The sequence below is a fragment of the Streptomyces sp. SX-6 genome (assembly GCF_059089585.1).
The window spans coordinates 67,605-90,383 of sequence record NZ_JBTHHU010000008.1; the positions used below are offsets into that span (position 1 = coordinate 67,605).

Consider the following 22,779-nt stretch of genomic DNA (forward strand, 5'->3'; position numbering starts at 1 on the left):
CCCGTGCGGGGTGCGGCCCCTAACCTGGCGTGATGGAACGGATCTTGGTGAGCGCCTGTCTGCTGGGCCGCCGCGTGCGCTACGACGGCAGCGCGAAGAGCGTGGACGACGAACTGCTCGCGCGCTGGCGGGCGGAGGGGCGCGTGGTCGCGTTCTGCCCCGAGGTGTCCGGCGGCCTGCCCGTGCCGCGGCCGGCGGCGGAGATCGTCGGCGGGGACGGTGCGGCGGTGCTGGACGGCACCGCCCACGTCATCGCCGCAACCGGCGAGGACGTCACCGAGTACTTCGTCCGCGGCGCCCACTTGGCGCTGGACGCGGCCCGTGAAGCCGGTGTCCGCGTCGCGCTGTTGAAGGAGTCCAGCCCGTCCTGCGGGAGTCTTCGGATCTACGACGGCGGGTTCACGGGCACGCGCGTCCCCGGGCACGGCGTGACGACGGCGCTGCTTCAGCGGGCGGGCATACAGGTCTTCGGCGAGGACCGGATCGGTGAGGCGGCGGCCTGTCTCACCGACCGCTAGCCGCAGCAGGCCGGCACCGGCTCCAGCCCGTGCGGGAGGCGATCGCCGCCGAAGACGGCCGTGGTGGCCTCGTCGCCGCCCAGCGCGGCCACCGCGAGGAGCAGCGAACCGGCGGTCCAGGAGGTGAGTTCCCGGGGCCAGACGGCGTCGTCGTCGAAGACGTAGCCGGTCCAGTAGAGACCGTTGTCGGCCCGGAGGTGGCCGATGGAGCGGAGGATCTCCACGGCGCGGTCGGACTCGCCCATCGCCCAGAGGGCGAGGGCGAGTTCGCAGCTCTCGCCGCCGGTGACCCAGGGGTTGGGGGTCACGCAGCGCACGCCGAGGCCGGGGACGACGAAGGTGTCCCAGTGCTCCTCGATGCGCTCCTTGGCCGCGGGGCCGGTGAGGGCTCCGCCGAGGACCGGGTAGTACCAGTCCATCGAGTAGCGGCCCTTGTCCAGGAACCGCTCGGGGTGGTGCCGTATCGCGTGGGCGAGGAGACCGGCCGCGAGCTCCCAGTCGGGCTGGGGCTCCTCGCGGTGCTCGGCGATGGCCAGCGCGCAGCGCAGGGCCTGGTGGATGGAGGAGCAGCCGGTGAGGAGGGCGTCGGGGACGTCGGTGCCGTCCTCTTCGCGCTTCCAGCCGATCTGGCCGCCGGGCTGCTGGAGTTGGAGGACGAACTCGACGGCGGCGTAGACCGTGGGCCAGATGCGGTCGAGGAAGGCGTCGTCGCCGGTGGAGAGGTAGTGGTGCCAGGCGCCGACCGCGATGTAGGCGGTGAAGTTGGTCTCGCGGCTGCGGTCGGTGGGGGCGTCCGCGTCGCCGTCGGCGTAGGCGGCGTACCAGGAGCCGTCGGGGTTCTGGTGTTCGGCGAGCCAGCGGTAGGCGGCCTCGGCGCGCTCGTGCTCGCCCGCGGCGTCGAGGGCCATGGCGGACTCGACGTGGTCCCAGGGGTCGAGGTGGTGGCCGCGGAACCAGGGTATGGCGCCATCGGGGCGCTGGATCGCGGCGATGCCCGCCACGGTCTGGACGGCCTGCTCGACGGAGAGCACTCCGGGCAGGGTGAGGCGTTCGGTGCGGCCGGGGCGGCGGCTGGACGACGTCGTCACAGGCCCGCCTCGGAGACCGAGGAGACCTCGGGGAGCTTCGGCTTGGTCGCGTATGCCACGAAGCTCTTGCCGATGACGGGGTTGAGGGCCTGCTCGGCGAGCCGGGTCGCCCGCGGCTTCTTCATGATGTCCCAGACCAGCAGCTTGTGGTACGCGCGTACCGGCAGCGCCTTGTCGTTGTCGACGCCGAAGGCGCACTTGAGCCACCAGTAGGGGCTGTGCAGACCGTGCGCGTGGTGGGTGCCGTACGGCTTGAGCCCGGCCTCCTCCATCTTGCGCAGGAGTTCGTCGGCCTTGTAGATGCGGATGTGGCCGCCCTCGACCTCGTGGTAGGCGTCGCTGAGCGCCCAGCAGACCTTCTCGGGCCCGTAGCGGGGGACGGTGATCGCTATCCGGCCGCCGGGACGGAGGACGCGGACCATCTCGGCGAGCACGCCCTTGTCGTCGGGGATGTGCTCCATGACCTCGGAGATGATGACGACGTCGAAGCTGTCGTCGGGGAAGGGCAGGGCGAGGGCGTCGCCCTCCATGGCGGTGGCGGTGGCGCCCGCGGGGGCCTCACCGGCCTCCTTCATCGCGGCGAACCACTTGGTGACCTCGCGGATCTCCTCGGCGTTGCGGTCGAGGGCCACGACGTGCGCACCGCGCCGGTAGCACTCGAAGGCGTGCCGGCCCGCGCCGCAGCCCAGATCGAGGACCCGGTCGCCGGCGGCGAGCGGGAAGCGGGAGAAGTCGACGGTCAGCACGCGGATCTGCTTTCGCTCGGCGGGACGGATGGGTGGTGGTCGCGTCGGACGGGTCCGTCAGGCGGGTCTGCCGAGCCGGGTGGCTCTCGCCGTGGCGTACCGCTCGATGGACGCGCGGTAGCGCTCGGCCGTGCCGATGGCGGCCTGGCGCCAGGTGAAGCGGGCGAGGACGCGCTCGCGGCCCGCGGCGCCGAGCCTGCGGCGCAGCTCGTCGTCGCCGAGCAGCCGGTTCAGCCCGGCGGCGAGGGCGTCGGAGTCGCCGGGCGGGACGGCGAGGCAGGTCTCGCCGTCGGGGCCGGCGACCTCGGGGATGGCGCCGCCGGTGGTGGCCAGCAGCGGGGTGCCGCTGGCCATGGCCTCGGCGGCGGGGAGGGAGAAGCCTTCGTAGAGGGACGGGACGCAGGAGACCTGGGCGCTGCGTATGAGGTCGACGAGTTCGGCGTCGCTGATGCCCTTGACGAACTCGACGGCGCCGTCGAGCCCGTGGTGCTCGATGGCCCGGGCGACGGGTCCGTCGTCGGCGCGCTTGCCGACGACGACGAGGTGGGCGTCGGGGTGTTCGGTACGGACCTTGGCGAGCGCCTCGACCAGGTGCACCAGGCCCTTGAGCGGCACATCGGCGCTGGAGGTGGTGACGATGCGGCCGGGTATCACGGGGACGGACGGGTCGGGCGAGAAGAGGTCCGTGTCGGCGCCGATCGGTACGACGTGGATGCGGTCGCCGCGCACCTTGAGGTGGTCGACGATCTCCTGCCGGGAGGAGCCGGAGACGGTGAGGACCGACGGCAGGCAGCGGGCGACGCGCTCCTGCATGCGCGTGAAGCCGTACCAGCGGCGTACGGACAGGCGCCGCTTGAAGTCCGGCGCCGCGTCCAGCTCGAGCTGCCGGTCGACGGTGATGGGGTGGTGGATCGTGGTGACGAGCGGTGCGCCCAGGTCGGCGAGGAGGCCGTAGCCGAGGGTCTGGTTGTCGTGGACGACGTCGAAGTCGCCGCGGCGGGCGGCCAGGTGGCGGCGTGCGCGCAGCGAGAAGGTGAGCGGCTCGGGGAAGCCGCCGGTCCACATGGTGGAGACCTCGAGGGCGTCGACCCAGTCGCGGTACTCGTCGCGGCCCGGGGTGCGGAAGGGGTCGGGCTGCCGGTAGAGGTCGAGGCTGGGCAACTCGGTGAGGGTGACGCCCTCGTCCAGCACCGGGTACGGCTGGGCGCCGATGACCTCGACGGTGTGCCCGAGGCGGGCCAGTTCGCGCGAGAGATGGCGCACGTAGACGCCCTGACCGCCGCAGAACGGGTTGCCCTTGTACGACAGCAGCGCGATGCGCAGCGGGCTGTCACCAGCGGTCACGCACGGCCCCCTAGATTCCCTCGGTATTCAGCGGGAGCGTAACGGTTGGCGAATATCTAGAACAAGTTCCACCGGTTGAGCGCCCCGGACCGGCACCTCGGGCCGACCCCTCAGCCGACCCCTCAAAGGTGATGGTCCTGTAATGCGCTCCGGTGCGTCGCCCGGTACGCGGCGGGCATGGATGGCGGCATGAGCCTGCCGCTGCATCTGTCGCTGAAGCTGAGCAAGCACCTGATCAAGCAGAAGCTGCTGCGGAACGAGAAGTTCCCGCTGCTCGTCGAGGTGGAGACGCTCTTCGCCTGCAACCTCAAGTGCGCCGGCTGCGGCAAGATCCAGCATCCGCACGACGTGCTGAAGAAGCGCATGCCGGTCCAGCAGGCGGTCGGCGCGGTCGAGGAGTGCGGGGCCCCGATGGTGGCGCTCTCGGGCGGAGAACCGTTGATGCATCCGCAGATCGACGAAGTCGTACGGCAGTTGCTGCGGCGCCGGAAGTTCGTGGTGCTGTGCACCAACGCCCTGCTGCTGCCCAAGCACCTCCACAAGTTCCGGCCGGACAGGAACTTCGCGTGGATGGTGCACATCGACGGCCTGCGCGAGCGGCACGACGAGGCGGTGAGCAAGGAGGGCGTGTTCGACGAGGCGGTGGAGGCCATCAGGCTGGCCAAGTCCCGGGGTTTCCAGGTGTATACGAACAGCACGTTCTTCAACACGGACTCCCCGAAGACCATCATCGACGTCCTGGACTTCCTCAACGACGACCTCAAGGTCGACCGGATGGAGATCTCCCCCGGCTACGCCTACGAGATGGCACCCGACCAGGACCGCTTCCTCGGCGTGCAGCAGACCAGGGAACTCTTCCGCACGGCGTTCGCGAACGGACGGCGCAGGAAGTGGCGGCTCAACCACTCCGCGCTCTTCCTCGACTTCCTCGAGGGGAAGCGGGAGTTCGCGTGCACACCGTGGGGCATCCCCTCGTACTCGCTGCACGGCTGGCAGCGTCCCTGCTACCTGATGGCGGACGGCTACGCCTCGACGTACAAGGAACTGCTGGAGACCACCGAGTGGGACAAATACGGCCGCGGCAAGGACCCTCGCTGCGACAACTGCATGGCGCACTGCGGCTACGAACCGAGCGCCGTGCTGGCCACGATGGGCTCGCTCAGGGAGAGCATCCGCGCGCTGACGTCCATGTGAGAGGGCCGTACGCGTCCCGGTGAACCATGCGGTGATGAGCGATAGTGATTCGCGTCACTGCGGGACGCCCTGTCATCATGCACCCTGTCCGCCGCCCGAAGACGGAACGGCCGCCTGAAGACGGAACGCACGAAACGGAACATGCCGGAACCGATGACCGCCGATCCCAAGTCGGCCCCGCCGGTGCTCACCGAGCGCCAGGAGGCCCGCCGCCGACGCATCCTGCACACCAGCGCCGAACTGGCCGGCCGCGGCGGCTTCGACGCGGTGCAGATGCGGGAGGTCGCCGAGGCCTCGAGCGTCGCGCTCGGCACGCTCTACCGGTACTTCCCCTCCAAGATCCATCTGCTGGTCGCCACCATGCGGGACCAGCTCGAGCGGCTGCACAAGACGCTGCGCGAGCGGCCGCCCACCGGGGCGGACCCGGCCGCGCGGGTGGCCGAGACCCTGATGCGGGCCTTCCGCGCGATGCAGCGCGATCCGCATCTCGCCGACGCCATGGTCCGCGCCCTCACCTTCGCCGACCGCTCGGTGAACGCGGAGGTCGACGCCGTCTCCCGGCTGACCACCACGATCATCCTGGACGCGATGGGGCTGCCCGGCCCGCCCGCGCCCGAGCAGCTGTCCGCGGTGCGGGTCATCGTGCACACCTGGCACTCGGCGCTGATCACCTGGCTGTCGGGGCGCGCCTCCATCACCCAGGTGAAGGTCGACATCGAGACAGCCTGCCGCCTGATCGCCTGAGCGCCTTTCGTTCGTGTCTCGTTCGTGAGTCCTTTTCGCTCTTGCGCCGGACGCACCTCTTGCCAACGCACCCCGCGCGCTGCCACGTGCCGGTATGAAGTTACCGCCCCACCGGAGGCAGCGTTTGCTGCGGGAAATGCTGGAGGAACCGGACGATGATCCAGGTCCTGCTGATACATGAGACCCGTCTGCTGAGGACCGCTCTGGCCGAACTGCTCGCCAGGGAGCCCGACCTGGAGGTCTCCTCGGCGTCCTGGCGGGACGCCGACGCAGCGGTTTCGGACCACCCGCCGCAGGTATGCGTCGCCGGCATGGACGGCTCCGAGGCCGGTGAGCCGTACGGGATAGGGGAGTTGTCGAAGCGCTGCCGTACGACGGCCGACGGCGCGTTGATCGCGCTGGTCAGGCGGGGGCGGCCGGGCCCCCTGCGCCGCGCCTACGAGGCGGGCTCCCTCGGCTACTTGGACATGAACGCTTCGCCGGACCTGTTGGTCGAGGCCATAAGAAGAGTGGCGAAGGGGGAACGTTTCATCGATGAAGCGCTCGGTTTCGGCTTTCTTCAGGCGGCCGAAATACCCCTCACCCAGCGTGAGTTGAACGTCCTGTCACTGGCTGCCGAGGGGGCTTCCATCAAGGAGATAGCCTGCGGGCTGCATCTGTCGTCCGGCACCGTGCGCAACTACATGGCGGCCATCACCCGGAAAACCGGCGCCCGCAACCGTGTTGACGCCATCCGCATATCGCGCCGGGCCGGCTGGCTGTCATGATGGCCCCGTAGGACCGTACAAAGGGGAGGGCCCTCCCCCGTCAAGGGGGAGGGCCCGCACAGGCACCGTCAGGCAGCCGTCAGGCAGCCGTCAGAGGCAGAGGATGACGCTGACGTTGCTCACGCAGGAGAGCAGGCTGACGGTGCTCTCGTTGCCGGCGCCGCCCTGCTGCTCCGACTCCAGGCTCTGCAGGTCGAGAAGTGCCATGATCGTTCCTTTCTGTGGGGACAGTGTGGTGCTGGTTACGGCTCCGCGTTCAGCGGAGCCGGCTCTGGGGCGCCGCGAGGGGCGCGAGGAACGGCAGCTGCGCCGGGCGGTCGCCGAGTGCGGCGCCGAGCGCGAGCAGGCAGCCCGCCGTTCCGGTGGCGAGGTCCATGGAGAGCCGCATCATCTGGTGCCCGGGGAAGGCGAGTTCGCCCTGGTAGGACATGCCGTACCAGTCCAGTGCGGCGATCTGTGCGGCAAGGCCGGGAGTCGGAGCAGCCCGCGTGGTGTCGCCCGGCGCGACGGTGCGGGCGAGGTGGAGGATCATCCCGGCGCGGCCCTGGAGGAGGCCGGGCTGGGCGTAGAAGCGGGAGCGGGCGGCGGCCAGGATGCCGTCGCGTGCCTCGGTGAACTCGCCGTCGTCACCGGCGTGGACGAGGTAGTCGTCCAGCACCATGCCGATGCCGACGCTGCCGTCGCCGAGGTAGGGCATCGTGCGCCAGCCCTCGTCCACCTGGAGGCTGCCGCTGGGGGCCCGCACGGTGTGCGCGAGATCCACTCTGAGGGCTTTTTTGGCCAATTCGAGCAGCGCGGGCGTGCCCGTGCGTTCGTACAGCCGGAGGAACAGGAGGGCCGGTCCGGTGGCGCCCCGCATCAGGCCGGCGCGCTGCCGTCCGGAATCTTCTGTTTCGAGCCGGTCGGCCAGGAGTTGTGCGGCTTCCAACGCCCGGTCGCGGAGGGCACTTTCGCCCGTGGTGACGGCGAGGTGGTCGAGCACCAGACCGAGTCCGGCCAGTCCGCCGCGCAGCCCGGAGGTCAGTCGCTGCCACTGCTCGCCGAGCACGGTCTCCGTCAGGTCGAGGGCGCGCCGGGTGTGGCCGAGCCGGTCGAGGACCAGGGCGACGCCGGCGAGGCCGTCGTAGAGGCCGAGCGGGGTGCCGGGCGGCACCGGGTCGGTGTGGCGCAGGAGCCACTCCTCCCCCGCCCCGTACCGCTCGGCGCCCACCTCGGCGAGGGCGTGCAGCACACCGGCCGCGCCATGGGCGAGGCCCAGGCCGCCGCCTTCGGAGAACTGCTCGATGTCGCCGGGGAAGAGCCGGTCGTCGCGGTCCGGGGTCGCGGAGGCGAGGAGGGCGCGCACCATCGAGTCGCGGGCGCGCGGCCAGTCGCCGGGGCCGGCGGGGCCGTGCGGTCGCTCCGTCCCGGCGACGGGACGGTCGCCCGCCGGGGTACGGGTGATCTCGGCCACCGCTTCGTCGAGGAACGCGCGGGGCACCGGGAACTCCCGGGCGATCACGTCCGCCAGGTGGGCCGCCTTCTCGCGGTCGATCACCAGCAGGGTGGTGACGGGCAGGAAGAGCGCGAGCCGCAGGCAGGCCAGGGCGTAGCGGTCCACCTCGACGCCCCGGCGGTCCGGCGGCGCGAAGAAGCCCGGGTGGGCGACGACTTGGCGGCCTCGTTCGGCGGCCGGGGCCGCGGCCTCGAAGTCGATCAGCGCGACGGACTCCTCGTCCGGCCCGACCATGATGTTGAACATGTGCAGGTCGTTGAAGACCATTCCCCTGCCGTGCACGGCGGCGACGGCCTCCTCGACAGCGCCGTGGATGCGCAGCGCCCAGGCCGTGTAGGCCTCGACCGCCGAGGGGTCGGGGTCGGCGGCGAGCAGCGGATGCCGTTCGCCGAAGAAGGAGTTGAGGGGGCGGCCCTCGACGAAGTCCATCACCAGGAAGCGGTGGTCGCCCAGCGTGAACCAGTCGCGCACCTCGGGTGCGACGCCGAGTCCGGAGAGCTTCTCGAGCGCTTCCTTCTCCCGCTCGAGCCGGGCCACCGCGTCGGCGCCGTCCGCGGCCAGGCCGGCGTACGGGCGGCCCTCCTTGAGGACGACCTTGCGGCCGTCGCGGGTGTCGGTGCCGACGTAGACCCCGCCGCCGTTGGAGAAGTGCAGGGCCTTCTCGATGCGGTACGGCAGGTCGCCGACCGTGGTGGCGTTGCGTGCGGCGAGGTGGGGCTCGAGGAAGGCGGGCAGGGTCACCCAGGAGGGGACCCGGAACGCGGGGTCGCGGGGGTCCGGTACGAGCCGGCCCTCGGCGTCCTCGATCGCGGGGACGAGCGAGCCGCGCTCGTCGACGCAGAAGCGGCGGGCGAAGGCGCCGTAGCGGACGTAGAGCGGGCCGTCGTGCCAGCGCAGGTCGGTGAGGATGTACGGGCCGGGCGAGCCGCCGAGGACCTCGTGCAACGCGCCCAGGGTTTCCTCGAGTTGGGCCTCGTCATCGGGGTAGACGGTGACGAACTTGCCGCTCATGTCGCGTCCGGCGTACTTGCTGTTGCGCAGGTGCAGCAGGTGCGCTCCCGGCACGAACTTGAAGGGGATGCGCCGGGGCACGCAGTGGTCCCACACCGCGGCGGCCGTCTTGTCCGCGGTGCCGGTGGTCGCCGTCACATGGATCTTCCAGCCCTGGGCGGGCCGGTTCTCGTTCCCGGTGGCGGGGACGACGTGGAGCCAGTCACCGGTGCGGCTCGTCTCCCAGCCGTCGGGCACAGGGCGGCGGGCGGTGTCGAACAGGGCGTCCTGCGCGGTGGCGGTCGCCACCTTCTGCAGGCGGTCCGGGGTCTCGTAGAAATGCCGGTCGGCAAGACAGTAGACCTCGTACCTCTTGTCCATCGGGCTCCCCCGTGCGTATGCGCCTGGTTGCGACGACGAGATTTCCACGCGCCGGGGAGGTGGCGACAGTCTCAGATGTCACCGAGTGACCGTGCGGAACGCATGAGTAACAAAAGGAGGTTGCTTAATGCGAGTGTCATACGCGCATTACTCGCCGCTACTCGCCGGGGAAGACCTCCTCGCCCGTCGCCTCGTCGTGGAGGGTGATGGCCTCGACCGGGCATCCCTCGGCCGCCAGGCGCACGTCGTCCGACGCCGCCGTGACGGGGGCGGCCGGGTGTGACTTGTGGGCCTCGTCGAGGCGGAAGGCCTCGGGCGCCACTCCCGCGCACTGGCCGGAGCCGACGCACAGCCCGCGGTCGACGGCCACCTTCCAGCGGCGCTCGCGGGCCCCGGTTTCTAGGTACGTGGCCGGGAGGTGGATCATCTTGTGCTCGAAGTACTCGCCGTAGCCCTCCGGCCCGAACTCCCGCCCCAGGCCGGAGTTCTTGTAGCCGCCGAACGGCCCGAGCATGTCGAGGCTGAAGGTGTTGACGCAGTACGTGCCGGTGCGCACGGACCGTGCGACCTCGATGCCGCGCTCGACGTCGGCCGTCCAGACGCTGCCGGAGAGGCCGTAGTCGGAGTCGTCCGCGATGCGCACGGCCTCGGCCTCGTCGTCGTACGGCAGCAGGCAGACGACCGGGCCGAAGATCTCCTCGCGGGCGACGCGCATGGTGTTGGCGACGTCGCCGAGGAGCGTCGGCTCGACGTACCAGCCCGTGCCGCCGGGCAGGTGCGGCCGGCCGCCGCCCGTCAGCACCCGGGCGCCCTCCTGGCGTCCGGCGGCGACGTACTCCAGCGACCGCTCGCGCTGCCGCCGGGTCACGAGCGGGCCGACCTGGGTCTTGGGGTCGAGCGGGTCGCCGACGACCAGCGCGGCGGCGGCCGCGGCGAAGCGCGCGGCGTAGTCGTCGTAGGCGGCGCGCGGGACGAGGACGCGGGTCTGGGCCACGCAGGCCTGGCCGTTGTTCATCCACGCGCTGGGCGCGATGCCGGCGACGGCGGTGTCCGGGTCGGCGTCCGGCAGGACGATCGCGGCGGATTTGCCGCCCAGTTCGAGCGTGACGCGGGTGAGGTGCCGCGCGGCGACCTCCATGACGCGTCTGCCCGCGGCGACCGACCCGGTGAAGGAGACCTTGTCGACGCCCGGGTGGCCGACGAGGTACTCGCCCGTCTCCCGCCCGGCGGGCAGGATCGACAGCACCCCCTCCGGCAGCCCCGCCTCGGCGGCGATCTCCGCGAGGACGTACGCGTCCAGCGGCGTCTCCGGCGCGGGCTTGAGCACGACCGTGCAGCCCGCGAGCAGGGCGGGGGCGAGCTTCGCCGCCGCCGCGAACTGGGGCACGTTCCACGGCACGATCGCGGCCACGACGCCGGCCGGTTCGCGCCGCACGAGCAGCGGGCCGAGCGCACCGGCCCGCCGTTCCTCGTACGGGAACTCCCGCGCGACCCTGATCGCGCCGTCCCACACCATGACCGCGCCGAGGGCCTGCGCGAGGACGCTCCAAGAGTAGGGGGAGCCGTTCTGCGCGGAGATGAGCCGCGCGATCTCCTCGTGCCGGGCGGCGAGGCCGTCCTTGATCCGGGTGACGATCTCGACGCGCTCCGCGAGCGGCCGTGCGGCCCAGCCGCCGAAGGCGGCCCGGGCGGCCCGCACCGCGCGGTCGACGTCCTCGCGCGAGGCGTGCGGTACGCGGCCGATGACCCGCTCGCTGTGCGGCGAGACGACGTCCAGGGTGCTCCGTGCGGCCGGGTCGGCCAGGGCACCGCCGATGAACAGCTGTCCGTGCTCGATAACTGACGCCACGTCAGCCGTGATACCAGCTCCTGCCCGGCCGCCGGAACCCCCGGACCGGCTTCGGAGCGCGGTGCGCCGGTAAAGTACGGGGGACAAAACGGCACCGCGCAGCGGCACCGCAGGCCACAGCGAGCACCGAGAGAGGCACCCATTCCCATGGCCCACCCCGCCGCGCGCAGCGCAGTCGCCCTGACCGCCGCCCTCCTGATCACCGCGACCGGTGCCGGCACGAGCGTCGCCGACAGCCCGAAGCCGCAGGCCCCCGGCCTGTACGGCACGAGCGACCCCAAGTTCGACGGCGTCTTCCGCCAGTCCCTGGCCTTCCTCGCGCAGAACGCGACGGGCATCACCCCCGCCAAGCAGGCCATCGACTGGCTGTCCGGCCAGCAGTGCGCCGACGGCGGCTTCCCCGGGTTCCGTGCCGACACCGGCAAGCCCTGCGACGCACAGAAGGACGAGTTCACCGATCAGACCGCCGTGGCCGTCCAGGCCCTCGCGGCCGTCGGCGGGCGCGGCGAGCAGGTGAAGAAGGGCATCGACTGGCTCAAGGCCCACCAGAACGCGGACGGCGGCTGGGGCATGAACGCCGGCGCGCCCAGCAACGCCAACTCCACGGCCGTCGCCGTCGGCGCCTTCGCGGCCGCCGGCCAGGACCCGGCCAAGGCCACGGCCAAGGGCGGCAAGAGCCCGTACGACGCCCTGCTGACCTTCCAGCTCGGCTGCTCCGCGAAGGAGGACGACCGGGGAGCGTTCGCCTGGGCCCCGCAGAAGGACCAGCTCAATGCCGACAATTCGGCATCCGCCGCGTCCGCGCTGGCCGCCCTGGGCAAGGGCTTCCTCGTCGAGCCGGCGAACGGCAAGGACAAGCCGGTCGAGGCGCTCGGCTGCGAGAAGGACGACAAGGCCAAGCCGAAGGACGCCCCCGCCGCGGCCGGGGCGGTGGCCGCGTACCTGGCGAAGAAGCTCGACGCGACCGGCAACCACCTGGAGTCCTCCATGCCGGGCGCCCCCAAGGGCCCGGACTTCGGCGTCACCGCGGACGCGGTCCTCGCCCTGGCCGCGGGCGGCCACCGTGACGCCGCGGGCAAGCCGCTGAAGTGGCTCGAGTCCAAGGAGAGCAAGGCGGCCGAGTGGGCCAAGGGCGACTCCGGCAAGGGCGACCCGGCCCGGCTGGCCAAGCTCGTCCTCGCCGCCCGCGCCGCGGGCACGGACCCGCGCGACTTCGGCGGCGCCGACCTGGTCTCCCAGCTGAACGCGACCGGCCCCGAGCCGGACACCGCCCCGGCCAACGCCGAGGAGAAGAAGGACGAGAGCGGCACCACCTTCGGCATCTGGTGGTTCGTGGGCATCTGCTTCGTCGCCAGCGTCGGCATCGGCTTCCTGCTGAGCAACCGCCGGAAGAAGCAGTGACGTTGATACGTGGTGTCCGCGCGGCGAGCGCCCTGCTGATCGCGGGGCTGCTCACCGTGCTCGCCGGCGCCCCCGCGCACGCGGCCGGCTACCGCTACTGGTCGTTCTGGCAAGGCCACGGCGGCAGTTGGACGTACGCCACGCAGGGGCCCGCCCAGGCCCGGCCCGGCGACGGGGACAGCGTCGGCTTCCGGTTCACCGTGAGCGAGGACTCGTCGAACGCCGCCAAGCCGCGCGGTGCGCCCGGCTTCGACGCCGTGTGCGCGGGCACGCCTGCCCGGGAGGGCAGCAAGCGGGTGGCGGTCGCGGTCGACTTCGGCACCGCCGCGGACGCGCCCGGCGGCGAGACGCCGCCCGCCGCCCGTACGGCGTGTGCGCGGATCCCCTCGGACGGGAGCGCCGGTGACGCGCTCGCGGCGGTCGCGAAGCCGTTGCGGTACAACTCCTCCGCGCTGCTGTGCGCGATCGCCGGTTACCCGAGGACGGGCTGCGGCGAGCAGGTGGGCGAGGAGAGCTCTTCGGGTTCGTCGGGGAGCGGCGGCCCGTCCACCGGTCTGATCGCGGGCGTTGCCGCCGTGGCCGTCCTCGGTGCCGCCGCCGTGTGGCAGACGCGCCGCCGCCGGCGCGGATGAGCGGCCCGCGCGGGCGCGCCCGCGAACTCCACGCGGGCGCCTGGTGGATCTGGGCGCTGGGCCTGGCGACCGCCGCCTCCCGGACCACCCATCCGCTGCTGCTGGGCCTGCTGATCGCCGTCGCCGGCTATGTCGTCGCGGTCCGGCGCACGGATGCGCCCTGGGCGCGGTCGTACGGGGCGTTCCTCAAGCTCGGCCTGGCCGTGATCGTCATCCGGCTCGTCTTCGCCGTGCTGCTCGGCTCGCCGATTCCGGGCACGCACACGGTCGTTGTGCTGCCCGAGATCCCGCTGCCGCACTGGGCGCAGGGCGTGCGCCTCGGCGGCCGGGTCACGGCGGAGGGGCTGGTGTTCGCGCTGTACGACGCGCTGAAGCTCGCCGCCCTGCTGATCTGCGTCGGCGCGGCGAACGCCCTCGCCAATCCGGCGCGGCTGCTGAAGTCCCTGCCGGGTGCGCTGTACGAGGCGGGTGTGGCGGTCGTCGTCGCGATGACCTTCGCGCCGCATCTGGTCGAGGATGTCCAACGCCTGCGCGCCGCACGGCGGTTGCGGGGCCGGAGCGACCGCGGGCTGGGTGCGCTGCTGCGGGTGGGGGTTCCGGTGCTGGAGGGTGCGCTGGAACGTTCGGTCAATCTGGCGGCGGCGATGGACGCGCGTGGCTACGGGCGTGCGGCCGCGGTGCCGCGCGCCGTCCGGCACACGACGTCTGTTCTGACGCTGGGCGGTCTGCTGGGCGTGTGCGCCGGCACGTACGGCCTGCTGGCCGACCAGGGTGCGGGGTACGGGCTGCCGGTGCTGGCGGCCGGCCTGCTCGCCGCACTCGGCGGCCTGTGGCTGGGCGGCCGCCGCTCGGTGCGTACGCGGTACCGGCCGGACCGGTGGGGGGTGCGGGAGTGGCTGGTGTCCGCGTCGGGGGCGGGTGTCGCGGCGCTGATGGCCTGGGCGGGGTCGGGCGATGCGGCGGTGCTGCATCCGCCGGCGGTGCCGTTGGCTGCGCCTTCGCTACCGCTGGTTCCGGCGGCGGCGGTGCTTCTCGGCCTCGCGCCGGCGTTTGTGCCGACGGGGGGAGCTGTGCCCCGGCCCCGCCCTCTCACCGTCTCTTCCGGGGCTCCGCCCCGGACCCCGAAACCGCGCTCCGCGCGGTTGTCCTCAATCGCCGGACGGGCTGACTTTCAGCCCGGCCGGCGCTTGAGGCCGAGCGGCGAAGCCGCGACAAGGGGGTCTGGGGCACAGCCCCAGGAAACGGAGAAAGGGCGGGACCGGGGCACAACTCCCCCCACCGCGGCAGGAGGCAGCGCACAGTGATCCACTTCGAATCCGTGTCGGTCGTCTACGACGGCACCCACACCCCAGCCCTCCGCGACGTCGAACTCACCATCCCCGAAGGGGAGTTGTGCCTCCTCGTCGGCCCGTCCGGCGTCGGCAAGTCGACCCTGCTCGGCGCCGTCTCGGGCCTCGTGCCGCACTTCACCGGCGGCACCCTGCACGGCCGCGTCACCGTCGCGGGCCGCGACACCCGCACGCACCGCCCACGCGAACTGGCCGACGTGGTCGGCACCGTGGGCCAGGATCCGATGGCCCACTTCGTCACCGACACCGTCGAGGACGAGCTCGCCTACGGCATGGAATCCCTCGGCCTGCCCGGCGACACGATGCGGCGCCGCGTCGAGGAGACCCTCGACCTCCTCGGCCTCGCCGATCTGCGCGACCGTCCCATCGCCACCCTCTCCGGAGGGCAGCGGCAGCGCGTCGCCATCGGCTCGGTGCTCACGACGCACCCGAAGGTGCTGGTCCTGGACGAGCCGACGTCCGCCCTGGACCCGGCCGCCGCCGAGGAGGTGCTCGCGGTGCTCCAGCGCCTGGTCCACGACCTGGGCACCACCGTGCTGCTCGCCGAGCACCGGCTGGAGCGCGTCGTGCAGTACGCGGACCAGGTCGTCCTCCTGCCCGGCCCCGGCGCGGCGCCGGTCGTCGGCGACCCCGCCGAGATCATGGCGCGTTCGCCCGTCCACCCGCCCGTCGTGGCGCTCGGCAGGATCGCGGGCTGGTCCCCCCTGCCGCTGTCCGTACGCGACGCACGCCGCAAGGCCGCACCACTGCGCGAGCAGTTGGCCAACACGACGCCCGCCCCGCCGGCCGTCCCCGCGCAGCGCGGCACGCCCGTCGCCGAGACGGACTCCCTCTCCGTGCGCCACGGCCGCACGGAGGCACTGCACGGCATCGGACTGTCCGTCCGCCCCGGCGAGACCGTCGCCCTGATGGGCCGCAACGGCGCGGGCAAGTCGACGCTGCTGCGCACGATGGTCGGCCTGCACGCGCCGTCCCACGGCACCGTGCGCGTCGGCGGCGCCGAACCGCACCGCACGGGCCCGCGCGAACTGCTGCGCCACGTCGGCCTCGTACCGCAGGACCCGCGCGACCTGCTGTACGCCGACACCGTCGCCGCCGAGTGCGCCGCCGCCGACCACGACGCGGACGCCGCGCCCGGCACCTGCCGTGCGCTGGTGTCCGAACTGCTGCCGGACGTGGCCGACGCCGCCCACCCCCGCGACCTCTCCGAGGGCCAGCGCCTCGCGCTCGCGCTCGCGGTCGTCCTCACGGCCCGCCCGCCGCTGCTCCTGCTGGACGAGCCGACGCGGGGTCTCGACTACGCGGCCAAGGCCCGCCTGGTGGAGATCCTGCGCGGGCTCGCCGCCGAGGGGCACGCGATCGTCCTGGCGACGCACGACGTGGAGCTGGCCGCCGAACTCGCCCACCGGGTGCTGATCCTGGCCGACGGCGAGGTCGTCGCGGACGGCCCGACCGCCGAAGTCGTGGTCTCCTCGCCCGCGTTCGCCCCACAGGTCGCCAAGATCCTCGCGCCGCTGCCGTGGCTCACGGTCCCGCAGGTGCGCGATGCACTGGAGGGCGCTTCATGAGTCCCGTACGTCCCCGTCCCATACGCCTGGGCCCGCGCTCGGTCGTCGCCCTCGTCCTCGTCTCCCTCACCGGCATCGCCGCCTTCGGCTGGCCGCTGCTCGCCGACTCCGCCTCCGGGCTCGCGCACTCCAAGGACGCGCCGTGGCTGTTCGCGGCGCTGCTGCCGCTGCTGCTCGCGGTCGTCGTGGCGACGATCGCGGACACGGGTTTGGACGCCAAGGCCATCGCCATGCTCGGCGTCCTCGCGGCGGCGGGCGCGGCACTGCGCCCGCTGGGCGCGGGGACGGCCGGTATCGAGCCGATGTTCTTCCTCATGGTGCTGTCGGGGCGGGTCCTCGGCCCCGGATTCGGCTTTGTGCTGGGCGCGTTGTCGATGTTCGCGTCGGCGCTGCTGACGGGCGGGGTCGGGCCGTGGATGCCGTTCCAGATGCTGGCCATGGGGTGGGTGTCGATGGGCGCGGGCCTGCTGCCGGGCGCGGACCGGCTGCGCGGGCGCGGCGAGCTGGCGATGCTCGCGGCGTACGGGGCGGTGGCGTCCGTCCTCTACGGCACGGTCATGAACCTCCAGGGCTGGCCGTACATCGGCTCGCTCGCCTCCGGCATCTCGTTCGTCCCCGGCGACCCGCTCTCCGCCAACCTCGCCCGCTTCACCGCCTACTGCCTGGCGACCTCGCTCGGCTGGGACCTCCCGCGCGCCCTCGTCACGCTCGCGGCGACGCTCACGCTGGGGCCGGTCGTGCTCAAGGCACTGCGCCGGGCGACGCGACGGGCGGCGTTCGACGCGCCAGTGGCTTTCAAAGAAGCCCCTACAACCGCTGAATGATCGTCCCTGTCGCCAGCGCGCCGCCCGCGCACATGGTGATGAGCGCGAACTCGCCGTCCCTGCGCTCCAGTTCGTGGAGCGCGGTGGTGATCAGCCGGGCACCCGTCGCTCCGATGGGGTGACCGAGCGCGATCGCGCCGCCGTTGACGTTGACCTTCTCCAGGTCCTGGCCGAAGACCTGCGCCCAGGACAGTACGACCGAGGCGAACGCCTCGTTGATCTCGACGAGGTCGATGTCCGCCAGCGACATCCCCGCCTTGCCGAGCACCGCCCGGGTGGCGTCGACAGGGCCGTCGAGGTGGAAGTGCGGGTCGGAGCCGACGAGCGCCTGCGCGACGATACGGGCGCGGGGGCGCAGCTTCAGTGCCCGCGCCATCCGCTTGGACGCCCATAACAGGGCTGCCGCGCCGTCGGATATCTGCGAGGAGTTGCCGGCCGTGTGGACCGCCGTGGGCATCACGGGCTTGAGGCCGGCGAGGGCCTCCATGCTCGTGTCCCGCAGTCCCTCGTCGCGGTCGACCAGCCGCCACATGCCCTGTCCGGCGAGCTGTTCCTCCTCGGTCGTCGGCACCTGGACGGCGAACGTCTCACGCTTGAACCGCTCCTCCGCCCAGGCGCGGGCCGCGCGTTCCTGCGAGCGCAGGCCCTGGGCGTCGACGTCCTCGCGGGTCAGGCCGCGGCGGCGGGCGATGCGCTCGGCGGCCTCGAACTGGTTGGGCAGGTCCACGTTCCACTCGTCCGGCACCGGTCTGCCCGGGCCGTGCCGGGTCGCGCTGCCCAGCGGGACGCGGGACATGGCCTCGACGCCGCAGCCGATGCCGATGTCGATCACCCCGCAGGCGATCATGTTGGCGACGAGGTGGTTGGCCTGCTGGGACGAACCGCACTGACAGTCCACGGTGGTGGCCGCGGTCTCGTACGGCAGCCCCATCGCGAGCCAGGCGGTGCGCGCCGGGTTCATCGACTGCTCCCCGGCGTGGGTGACGGTGCCGCCGACGATCTGCTCGACGCAGTCGGGCTGGATGCCGGTGCGGGCGAGGACTTCCCGGTAGGTCTCCCCCAGCAGGTAGGCGGGATGGAGGTTGGCGAGCGCGCCCCCGCGCTTGCCGATGGGGGTGCGTACGGCTTCGACGATGACGGGCTCGGCGGCCATGGCTCGTCCTCTCCTCGCGACGGCGGACGTCCGTTCGCAGTCTTATGACTGGCACCCCCCGCACGCAAGGGTCGCGCACCGTAGTGCTCATGCAACAGATGGCGTCGCGCGCCTTGCCAGTCGCAGGGCGCGTGATTAGCGTCGAACAGCACTTTCTGACGGACCGTCAGTGCAAGGAGGAGGTGGCCGATGCCCTCCTGTCCGGCCCTCCCCGAGGGATTCGACTTCACCGACCCGGACCTCTACCACCACCGCGTCCCGCTCCCCGAGTTCGCGCTGCTGCGCCGCACCGCCCCGGTGTGGTGGAACGCCCAGCCGCACGGCATCGCGGGCTTCGACGACGACGGCTACTGGGTGGTCACCCGCCACGCCGACGTCAAGGAGGCCTCGCTGCGGCCGGACGACTTCTCCGCCGCCCTCAACACCTCGATCATCCGCTTCAACGAGCACATCCGCCCCGAGAGCATCGACGCCCAGCGGCTCATCATGCTCAACATGGATCCGCCCGAGCACACCCGGATCCGCCAGATCGTCCAGCGCGGCTTCACCCCGCGCGCGATCCGGTCGCTCGAGGACGCGCTGCGCAGGCGGGCCCGCGCGATCGTCGCCGCGGCGCGCGAGCACGGCAGCGGCGACTTCGTCACCGACATCGCCTGCGAGCTCCCGCTCCAGGCGATCGCGGAGCTCATCGGCGTCCCGCAGGCCGACCGGGCACGGATCTTCGACTGGTCGAACCGGATGGTCGCCTACGACGACCCCGAGCTGACCCGTACCGAGGACGCCTCTCTCCGGGCGGCGGGCGAGCTCGTCGCCTACGCCATGGAGCTCGCGGCGGCCCGCGCCGCCCGTCCGGCCGGGGACATCGTCAGCCGGCTCGTCGCCGCCGAGGGCGAGGGCAACCTGCGCTCGGACGAGTTCGGGCTCTTCGTGATCCTGCTCGCCGTCGCCGGAAACGAGACCACGCGCAATGCCATCAGCCACGGCATGCACGCCTTCCTCACCCACCCCGGCCAGTGGGACCTCTACAAGCGCACCCGTCCCGCGACGGCCGCGGAGGAGATCGTCCGCTGGGCGACCCCGGTCACGGCCTTCCAGCGCACCGCGACGCGGGACACGCGGCTGGGCGGCGTCCGCATCGGGGCGGGGCAGCGGGTGGGCCTGTTCTACGCCTCGGCCAACCACGACCCCGAGGTCTTCCCCTCCCCCGACACCTTCGACATCACCCGCGACCCCAACCCCCACCTCGGCTTCGGCGGCGGCGGACCGCACTTCTGCCTCGGCAGGTCACTGGCGGTGCTGGAGATCGACCTCGTCTTCACCGCGGTCGCCGACGCGATGCCGGACATCCGGCTCGAAGGCGAGCCGCGGCGGCTGCGGTCGGCCTGGCTGAACGGCATCAAGGAGCTGCGGGTGCGGTACGCAGCCCCCTGACCGCCTCCTGCGGGGCGCTCAGCCCTCGACGCGCGCCACGCTCTTGATGACGACCGCTTCCTTCGGAACGTCCTGGTGGAAGCCCGCCGTCGCCGTCTTCACGGCAGCGATCGCGTCGACGACGTCCTGGCCCTCGACGACCTGGCCGAACACCGTGTAGCCCCAGCCGTTCGGGGACTTCGAGGAGAAGTTCAGGAACTCGTTGTCGGAGACGTTGACGAAGAACTGCGCGGTGGCCGAGTGCGGGTCGCTCGTACGGGCCATGGCGACCGTGTACTTGTTGTTCTTCAGACCGTTGTCGGCCTCGTTCTCGACGGCCGGGCTGGTGGGCTTCTGCTGCATCTGCTCGGTGAAGCCACCGCCCTGGATCATGAAGCCGGGGATCACGCGGTGGAAGATCGTGCCGGCGTAGTGACCCGAGTCGACGTAGGAGAGGAAGTTCGCGACGGTCTTCGGCGCCTTCTCTGCGTCGAGTGCCAGCACGATGTCGCCGTGGTTGGTACCGAAGCGGACCTTGGTCATGGATGACTCCAAGTGATCTTTCATGCGCACCGCGGTGCGCTGTGGACAACAAGTGATCAAACGAGTCTGACACGACCACTCCGCACTCGTGGCTTTGGCCGTCCGCCAGCGTGGTCGCCGGCCGCCGCGCGGTGGCGGCAGCGACCGTACAAGCGGCAGGGGCGGGGGCACCAACTCCCGCCTCCCGAGCCGGAATCAACCCTTGTCCGCACTCTTGCCCAGCCGCCGTCGACCGACTTACTCTCGGGTACACCTTTCTGGGGCGGCATGTTCGTACTACGCACGTTCGACGCATCGCACCCATGATGCGGCAATTGCCCCATGCACAGCACACGGCACATGCACCCCCCATCGCACCGTTCAGCACGATGACAGCGCGGGCGGGCAGTTCCGACAGCGTTGTCAACTCTCACCGCTCACCGAGGGGACAGCAACATGAAGGACGCACAGGGAAGACAGGTGACGGGGCGCGTCAGATGGCGGAAGTTCGCCGTGCTGGCCGTGCCCGGGTTCGCAGTGACGGGTGCGCTGGCCGTGGCGCTCGCGCAAGGGGCGCTGGCCGCGTCGTTCGCCGTGTCGGGGCAGGAGTTCAAGGTCGCGGCGAAGAGCCTGCACGGCGAGCACTTCGAGCAGTTCGGCGGCTTCGACTACAACGTCCGCGACGGCAAGGGCAAGCCGTTCCCCGTGGCCATCACCGCCTTCGAGTCGGCCACGATCCACGGCCTGTGCCAGTCCGTCGTGACGAAGGTTCCCGTCCTCGGCACCTTCACGCTGAACGTCTCGGCAGGAAACGACCCGGCCAATCCGGTGACCGCCAAGGATCTGCGCCTGGACGTCACCTCGCAGGAGGGCGACATCGATTTCCACGACGCCGAGATCGGCCGCGACGCCTCCACCATGACGCCGGTGAAGGGAACCCAGGACCTCTTCGGGCAGCAGGCCAGGACCGCCGACATCAAGGACGTCAAGCAGGTCGCCTGGGCCACCACTGCCGCACGGTTCAAGCTGAACGGGCTCAAACTCAGCATCCACAAGGGCGCGTCGGAATGCTTCTGACGTGACACCCGGCACCGAGCTCGGGTCCGCGCACGGCCGCCACCCCTGGCTGGCGTGGCGGCTGTGGCGCAAAGGGCGGCCTTTCTGGGGCGGTCTGCTCAGCGTCGCCGCGGGTGCGGAGATCTGCGCCATCCCCCTGGCACCGCTGAAGATCATGCTGGTGCAGGGGATCACCGGCTTTCTGTCGATCCTCATGGGCCTCGTCATGATCATGATGGGCCTGAGCGCATGGTTCGCACCGCACTACCGCATGTTCGCCGGGATCGTGACCGTCATGTGCGCGGCGGCGGCACTGGTCCTGTCCAACCTGGGCGGCTTCCTGCTGGGCACGCTCCTCGGCGTGGTCGGCGGCAGCATGGTCTTCGCCTGGCAGCCGCATGCGTCACCTCCGGCCGGGACCGTCAACGAGCCCACGGCCGAACCGACTTCCGGGGCGCCGGCCGGGACCGGCGCCCCGGATGCTCCCGCACCTCCCGCACCTCCCGCACCAGATCCCGTGCACGAAGTTCCCCACACTCCCCTTCCCCCGAAGGAGCCGGAATGACCGCACGCAGATCCCGTACCCGCGCCGTGCTCGCCGCCGGTGCCGGTCTGGCCATGACCGCCGCCCTCACGCTGGCCGGCACCGCCGACGCCCGCACGACCGACCCCGGTTCGACGACCGTCACCCCGGCGGGGCACTCGTTCGCCGCCACGCTCACGGGCTCGGCCACGTTCCAGGCCGGTTCGGTCACCGTGACGTGCAACACCTCCAGCTCCCAGCCGGCAGCGGGAAGCAGCAACAACCAGATACCGGCGGCGCCGGGCAACTCCAACCCCTCCGGACCGATCGCCAGCCCGCTCAACTCGCCCACGTATTCCGACTGCTCCACCAACATGCCGGGCGTGGACGCCACCGTCACCACCTCCGGCACCTGGGGCGTCTCCATGCAGAACGGCTCCCCGATCACCGCCTCGCTGACCATCCCCAGCAGCGGCTTCGTCGTCCAGACCACCGGCATCGCCACGTGTACGGTGACCGCCGCGCCGACCGCCCCGGCGACCTTCGGCACGACCTTCACCAACGGTGCGCCGTCGACGATCACCGTCACCAACGCGACCGTCCCGGTGACCATCACCGGCGGCTTCGGCTGCCCCACGGCGGAGACGTCGTCGACGTTCAACGCCGTCTACAACGTCACCGACACGACGGACCCGACGCAGCAGATCACCGTCGGCAGCTGATGCCCCCGAGGCCCCCGGTCCCCGTCTGCCCGGTGGGATCGGGGGCCTCGGCCCCAACGATCGCTCCTGTGTCCCAGTAGAACGGCCACACCTCCGCGATCCGCCCCTCCCGCACCACGACTCTCTGAAGGATGGGGAATCGGAGATCCCGCCCTGTGGCCCTCACGCGCGCGCTGATCCGGCTGAGCACGATCACCGTGTCGCTGCCGTCGGCGAAGAACTCCTGCTCGCCGATGTCGAAGACCTCCCAGGTCTCGCTCATCGCACGGAAGAACCGTGCCATCCCGTCGTGCCCGCGCCATGTACCTCCGTAGGGCAGGGTCTCGGCCTGGTGGAGCTCGACGTCGTCGGCGAAGTACGGCGCGAGCACGGCGAAGGAGGCTCCGCCCGGGCCGCCGGCCGCGAAGTAACGGTTCTCGGCGGCGTACATGGCGCGGAGGACGGACAGAGGCGCAGAAGCAGTCATGCCGCCAGCATGGCCGGGGTTACCCCGCCCCACCGGC

Annotated in this window: 22 protein-coding genes and 1 pseudogene; 13 read left to right on the plus strand and 10 right to left on the minus strand. The window is 71.8% G+C overall.

Translation table 11 applies throughout. The annotated features are described in order from the left end of the window. The first annotated feature begins 32 nt into the window (after positions 1–32). Positions 33–518, plus strand: coding sequence for a 2-thiouracil desulfurase family protein (locus ACV530_RS12105; protein ID WP_494332378.1), 486 nt, complete (start codon positions 33–35; stop codon positions 516–518). Here the strand turns inward: ACV530_RS12105 and ACV530_RS12110 are convergent. From ACV530_RS12110 to ACV530_RS12120, 3 genes are read right to left on the minus strand one after another with little or no spacing between them, the layout of a single operon-like run. Continuing rightward, positions 515–1,606 carry a prenyltransferase/squalene oxidase repeat-containing protein gene (locus ACV530_RS12110; protein ID WP_494332379.1) on the minus strand — a complete coding sequence of 364 codons (1,092 nt, stop codon included), beginning with the start codon at positions 1,604–1,606 and terminating at the stop codon, positions 515–517. The two genes, ACV530_RS12105 and ACV530_RS12110, sit on opposite strands and share 4 nt — an antisense overlap. Further along, entirely contained in the window at positions 1,603–2,352 is a 750-nt protein-coding gene (locus tag ACV530_RS12115; RefSeq protein WP_494332380.1) for a class I SAM-dependent methyltransferase, read from the minus strand. The genes ACV530_RS12110 and ACV530_RS12115 overlap by 4 nt, the downstream gene beginning before the upstream one ends. A 57-nt stretch (positions 2,353–2,409) precedes the next feature. Then, positions 2,410–3,696 (minus strand): glycosyltransferase family 4 protein, encoded by a 1,287-nt coding sequence (locus tag ACV530_RS12120; RefSeq protein ID WP_494332381.1) that lies wholly within the window; start codon positions 3,694–3,696, stop codon positions 2,410–2,412. Positions 3,697–3,885: 189 nt separating this feature from the next. On the opposite strand from ACV530_RS12120, the gene hpnH reads away from it, so the two are divergent. The 3 genes from hpnH (at position 3,886) to ACV530_RS12135 (ending at position 6,401) form a co-directional block, all read left to right on the plus strand. Continuing rightward, complete coding sequence (gene hpnH, locus ACV530_RS12125) at positions 3,886–4,890, plus strand: adenosyl-hopene transferase HpnH (protein ID WP_494332382.1); 1,005 nt, start codon at positions 3,886–3,888, stop codon at positions 4,888–4,890. Positions 4,891–5,043: 153 nt separating this feature from the next. Beyond that, positions 5,044–5,634: a TetR family transcriptional regulator gene (locus tag ACV530_RS12130; protein ID WP_494332604.1), complete on the plus strand. Its 591-nt coding sequence runs from the start codon at positions 5,044–5,046 to the stop codon at positions 5,632–5,634. A gap of 155 nt (positions 5,635–5,789) precedes the next feature. After that, positions 5,790–6,401, plus strand: coding sequence for a LuxR C-terminal-related transcriptional regulator (locus tag ACV530_RS12135; RefSeq protein WP_494332383.1), 612 nt, complete (start codon positions 5,790–5,792; stop codon positions 6,399–6,401). A 90-nt stretch (positions 6,402–6,491) separates the two neighbouring features. Here ACV530_RS12135 and ACV530_RS12140 read toward each other — a convergent pair whose 3' ends face one another. From ACV530_RS12140 to ACV530_RS12155, 4 genes and pseudogenes are all read right to left on the minus strand, one after another. Continuing rightward, the gene (locus tag ACV530_RS12140) at positions 6,492–6,608 is read right to left on the minus strand and encodes a SapB/AmfS family lanthipeptide (protein WP_494332384.1); all 117 of its coding nucleotides are present in this window, start codon (positions 6,606–6,608) and stop codon (positions 6,492–6,494) included. Positions 6,609–6,657: 49 nt separating this feature from the next. After that, positions 6,658–9,267 carry a class III lanthionine synthetase LanKC gene (lanKC, locus tag ACV530_RS12145; protein WP_494332385.1) on the minus strand — a complete coding sequence of 870 codons (2,610 nt, stop codon included), beginning with the start codon at positions 9,265–9,267 and terminating at the stop codon, positions 6,658–6,660. A gap of 157 nt (positions 9,268–9,424) precedes the next feature. Further along, positions 9,425–9,694 carry a ferredoxin gene (locus ACV530_RS12150; RefSeq protein ID WP_494332605.1) on the minus strand — a complete coding sequence of 90 codons (270 nt, stop codon included), beginning with the start codon at positions 9,692–9,694 and terminating at the stop codon, positions 9,425–9,427. Further along, positions 9,677–11,116 (minus strand): annotated as a pseudogene (locus tag ACV530_RS12155) (aldehyde dehydrogenase); the annotation flags it as partial. The pseudogene ACV530_RS12155 and the gene ACV530_RS12150, both read right to left, overlap by 18 nt. A gap of 147 nt (positions 11,117–11,263) precedes the next feature. On the opposite strand from ACV530_RS12155, the gene ACV530_RS12160 reads away from it, so the two are divergent. The 5 genes from ACV530_RS12160 to ACV530_RS12180 are packed head-to-tail and all read left to right on the plus strand — an operon-like array spanning position 11,264 to position 16,890. Beyond that, positions 11,264–12,517, plus strand: coding sequence for an SCO2321 family membrane protein (locus ACV530_RS12160; protein WP_494332386.1), 1,254 nt, complete (start codon positions 11,264–11,266; stop codon positions 12,515–12,517). Between the two features lie 2 nt (positions 12,518–12,519). After that, a complete protein-coding gene (locus tag ACV530_RS12165; RefSeq protein ID WP_494332606.1) occupies positions 12,520–13,149 on the plus strand; it encodes an SCO2322 family protein in 630 nt (209 codons plus the stop codon). Further along, a complete protein-coding gene (locus ACV530_RS12170; protein WP_494332607.1) occupies positions 13,146–14,453 on the plus strand; it encodes an energy-coupling factor transporter transmembrane component T in 1,308 nt (435 codons plus the stop codon). Before ACV530_RS12165 ends, ACV530_RS12170 begins: the two co-directional genes overlap by 4 nt. Next, positions 14,450–16,066: an ABC transporter ATP-binding protein gene (locus tag ACV530_RS12175; protein WP_494332387.1), complete on the plus strand. Its 1,617-nt coding sequence runs from the start codon at positions 14,450–14,452 to the stop codon at positions 16,064–16,066. Before ACV530_RS12170 ends, ACV530_RS12175 begins: the two co-directional genes overlap by 4 nt. Beyond that, complete coding sequence (locus ACV530_RS12180) at positions 16,063–16,890, plus strand: ECF transporter S component (RefSeq protein WP_494332388.1); 828 nt, start codon at positions 16,063–16,065, stop codon at positions 16,888–16,890. The genes ACV530_RS12175 and ACV530_RS12180 overlap by 4 nt, the downstream gene beginning before the upstream one ends. Here the strand turns inward: ACV530_RS12180 and ACV530_RS12185 are convergent. Then, complete coding sequence (locus ACV530_RS12185) at positions 16,874–18,043, minus strand: steroid 3-ketoacyl-CoA thiolase (RefSeq protein ID WP_494332389.1); 1,170 nt, start codon at positions 18,041–18,043, stop codon at positions 16,874–16,876. The genes ACV530_RS12180 and ACV530_RS12185 overlap by 17 nt on opposite strands. 189 nt (positions 18,044–18,232) lie before the next feature. Between ACV530_RS12185 and ACV530_RS12190 the strand changes: the two genes are divergently transcribed. Next, positions 18,233–19,474, plus strand: a complete 1,242-nt coding sequence (locus ACV530_RS12190) for a cytochrome P450 (protein WP_494332390.1) — start codon at positions 18,233–18,235, stop codon at positions 19,472–19,474. Positions 19,475–19,492: 18 nt separating this feature from the next. On the opposite strand, the gene ACV530_RS12195 is transcribed toward ACV530_RS12190, so the two are convergent. Beyond that, positions 19,493–19,996 carry a peptidylprolyl isomerase gene (locus tag ACV530_RS12195; RefSeq protein ID WP_494332391.1) on the minus strand — a complete coding sequence of 168 codons (504 nt, stop codon included), beginning with the start codon at positions 19,994–19,996 and terminating at the stop codon, positions 19,493–19,495. A gap of 435 nt (positions 19,997–20,431) precedes the next feature. Here ACV530_RS12195 and ACV530_RS12200 point away from each other — a divergent pair, with 435 nt between their 5' ends. From ACV530_RS12200 to ACV530_RS12210, 3 genes are read left to right on the plus strand one after another with little or no spacing between them, the layout of a single operon-like run. Further along, positions 20,432–21,052 carry a DUF6230 family protein gene (locus ACV530_RS12200; protein WP_494332392.1) on the plus strand — a complete coding sequence of 207 codons (621 nt, stop codon included), beginning with the start codon at positions 20,432–20,434 and terminating at the stop codon, positions 21,050–21,052. A gap of 1 nt (position 21,053) precedes the next feature. After that, complete coding sequence (locus ACV530_RS12205) at positions 21,054–21,596, plus strand: DUF6114 domain-containing protein (protein ID WP_494332393.1); 543 nt, start codon at positions 21,054–21,056, stop codon at positions 21,594–21,596. Next, complete coding sequence (locus ACV530_RS12210; protein WP_494332394.1) at positions 21,593–22,276, plus strand: hypothetical protein; 684 nt, start codon at positions 21,593–21,595, stop codon at positions 22,274–22,276. The genes ACV530_RS12205 and ACV530_RS12210 overlap by 4 nt, the downstream gene beginning before the upstream one ends. Here ACV530_RS12210 and ACV530_RS12215 read toward each other — a convergent pair. Further along, positions 22,260–22,742: a nuclear transport factor 2 family protein gene (locus ACV530_RS12215; protein ID WP_494332395.1), complete on the minus strand. Its 483-nt coding sequence runs from the start codon at positions 22,740–22,742 to the stop codon at positions 22,260–22,262. The genes ACV530_RS12210 and ACV530_RS12215 overlap by 17 nt on opposite strands. Between the last annotated feature and the right edge of the window lie 37 nt (positions 22,743–22,779).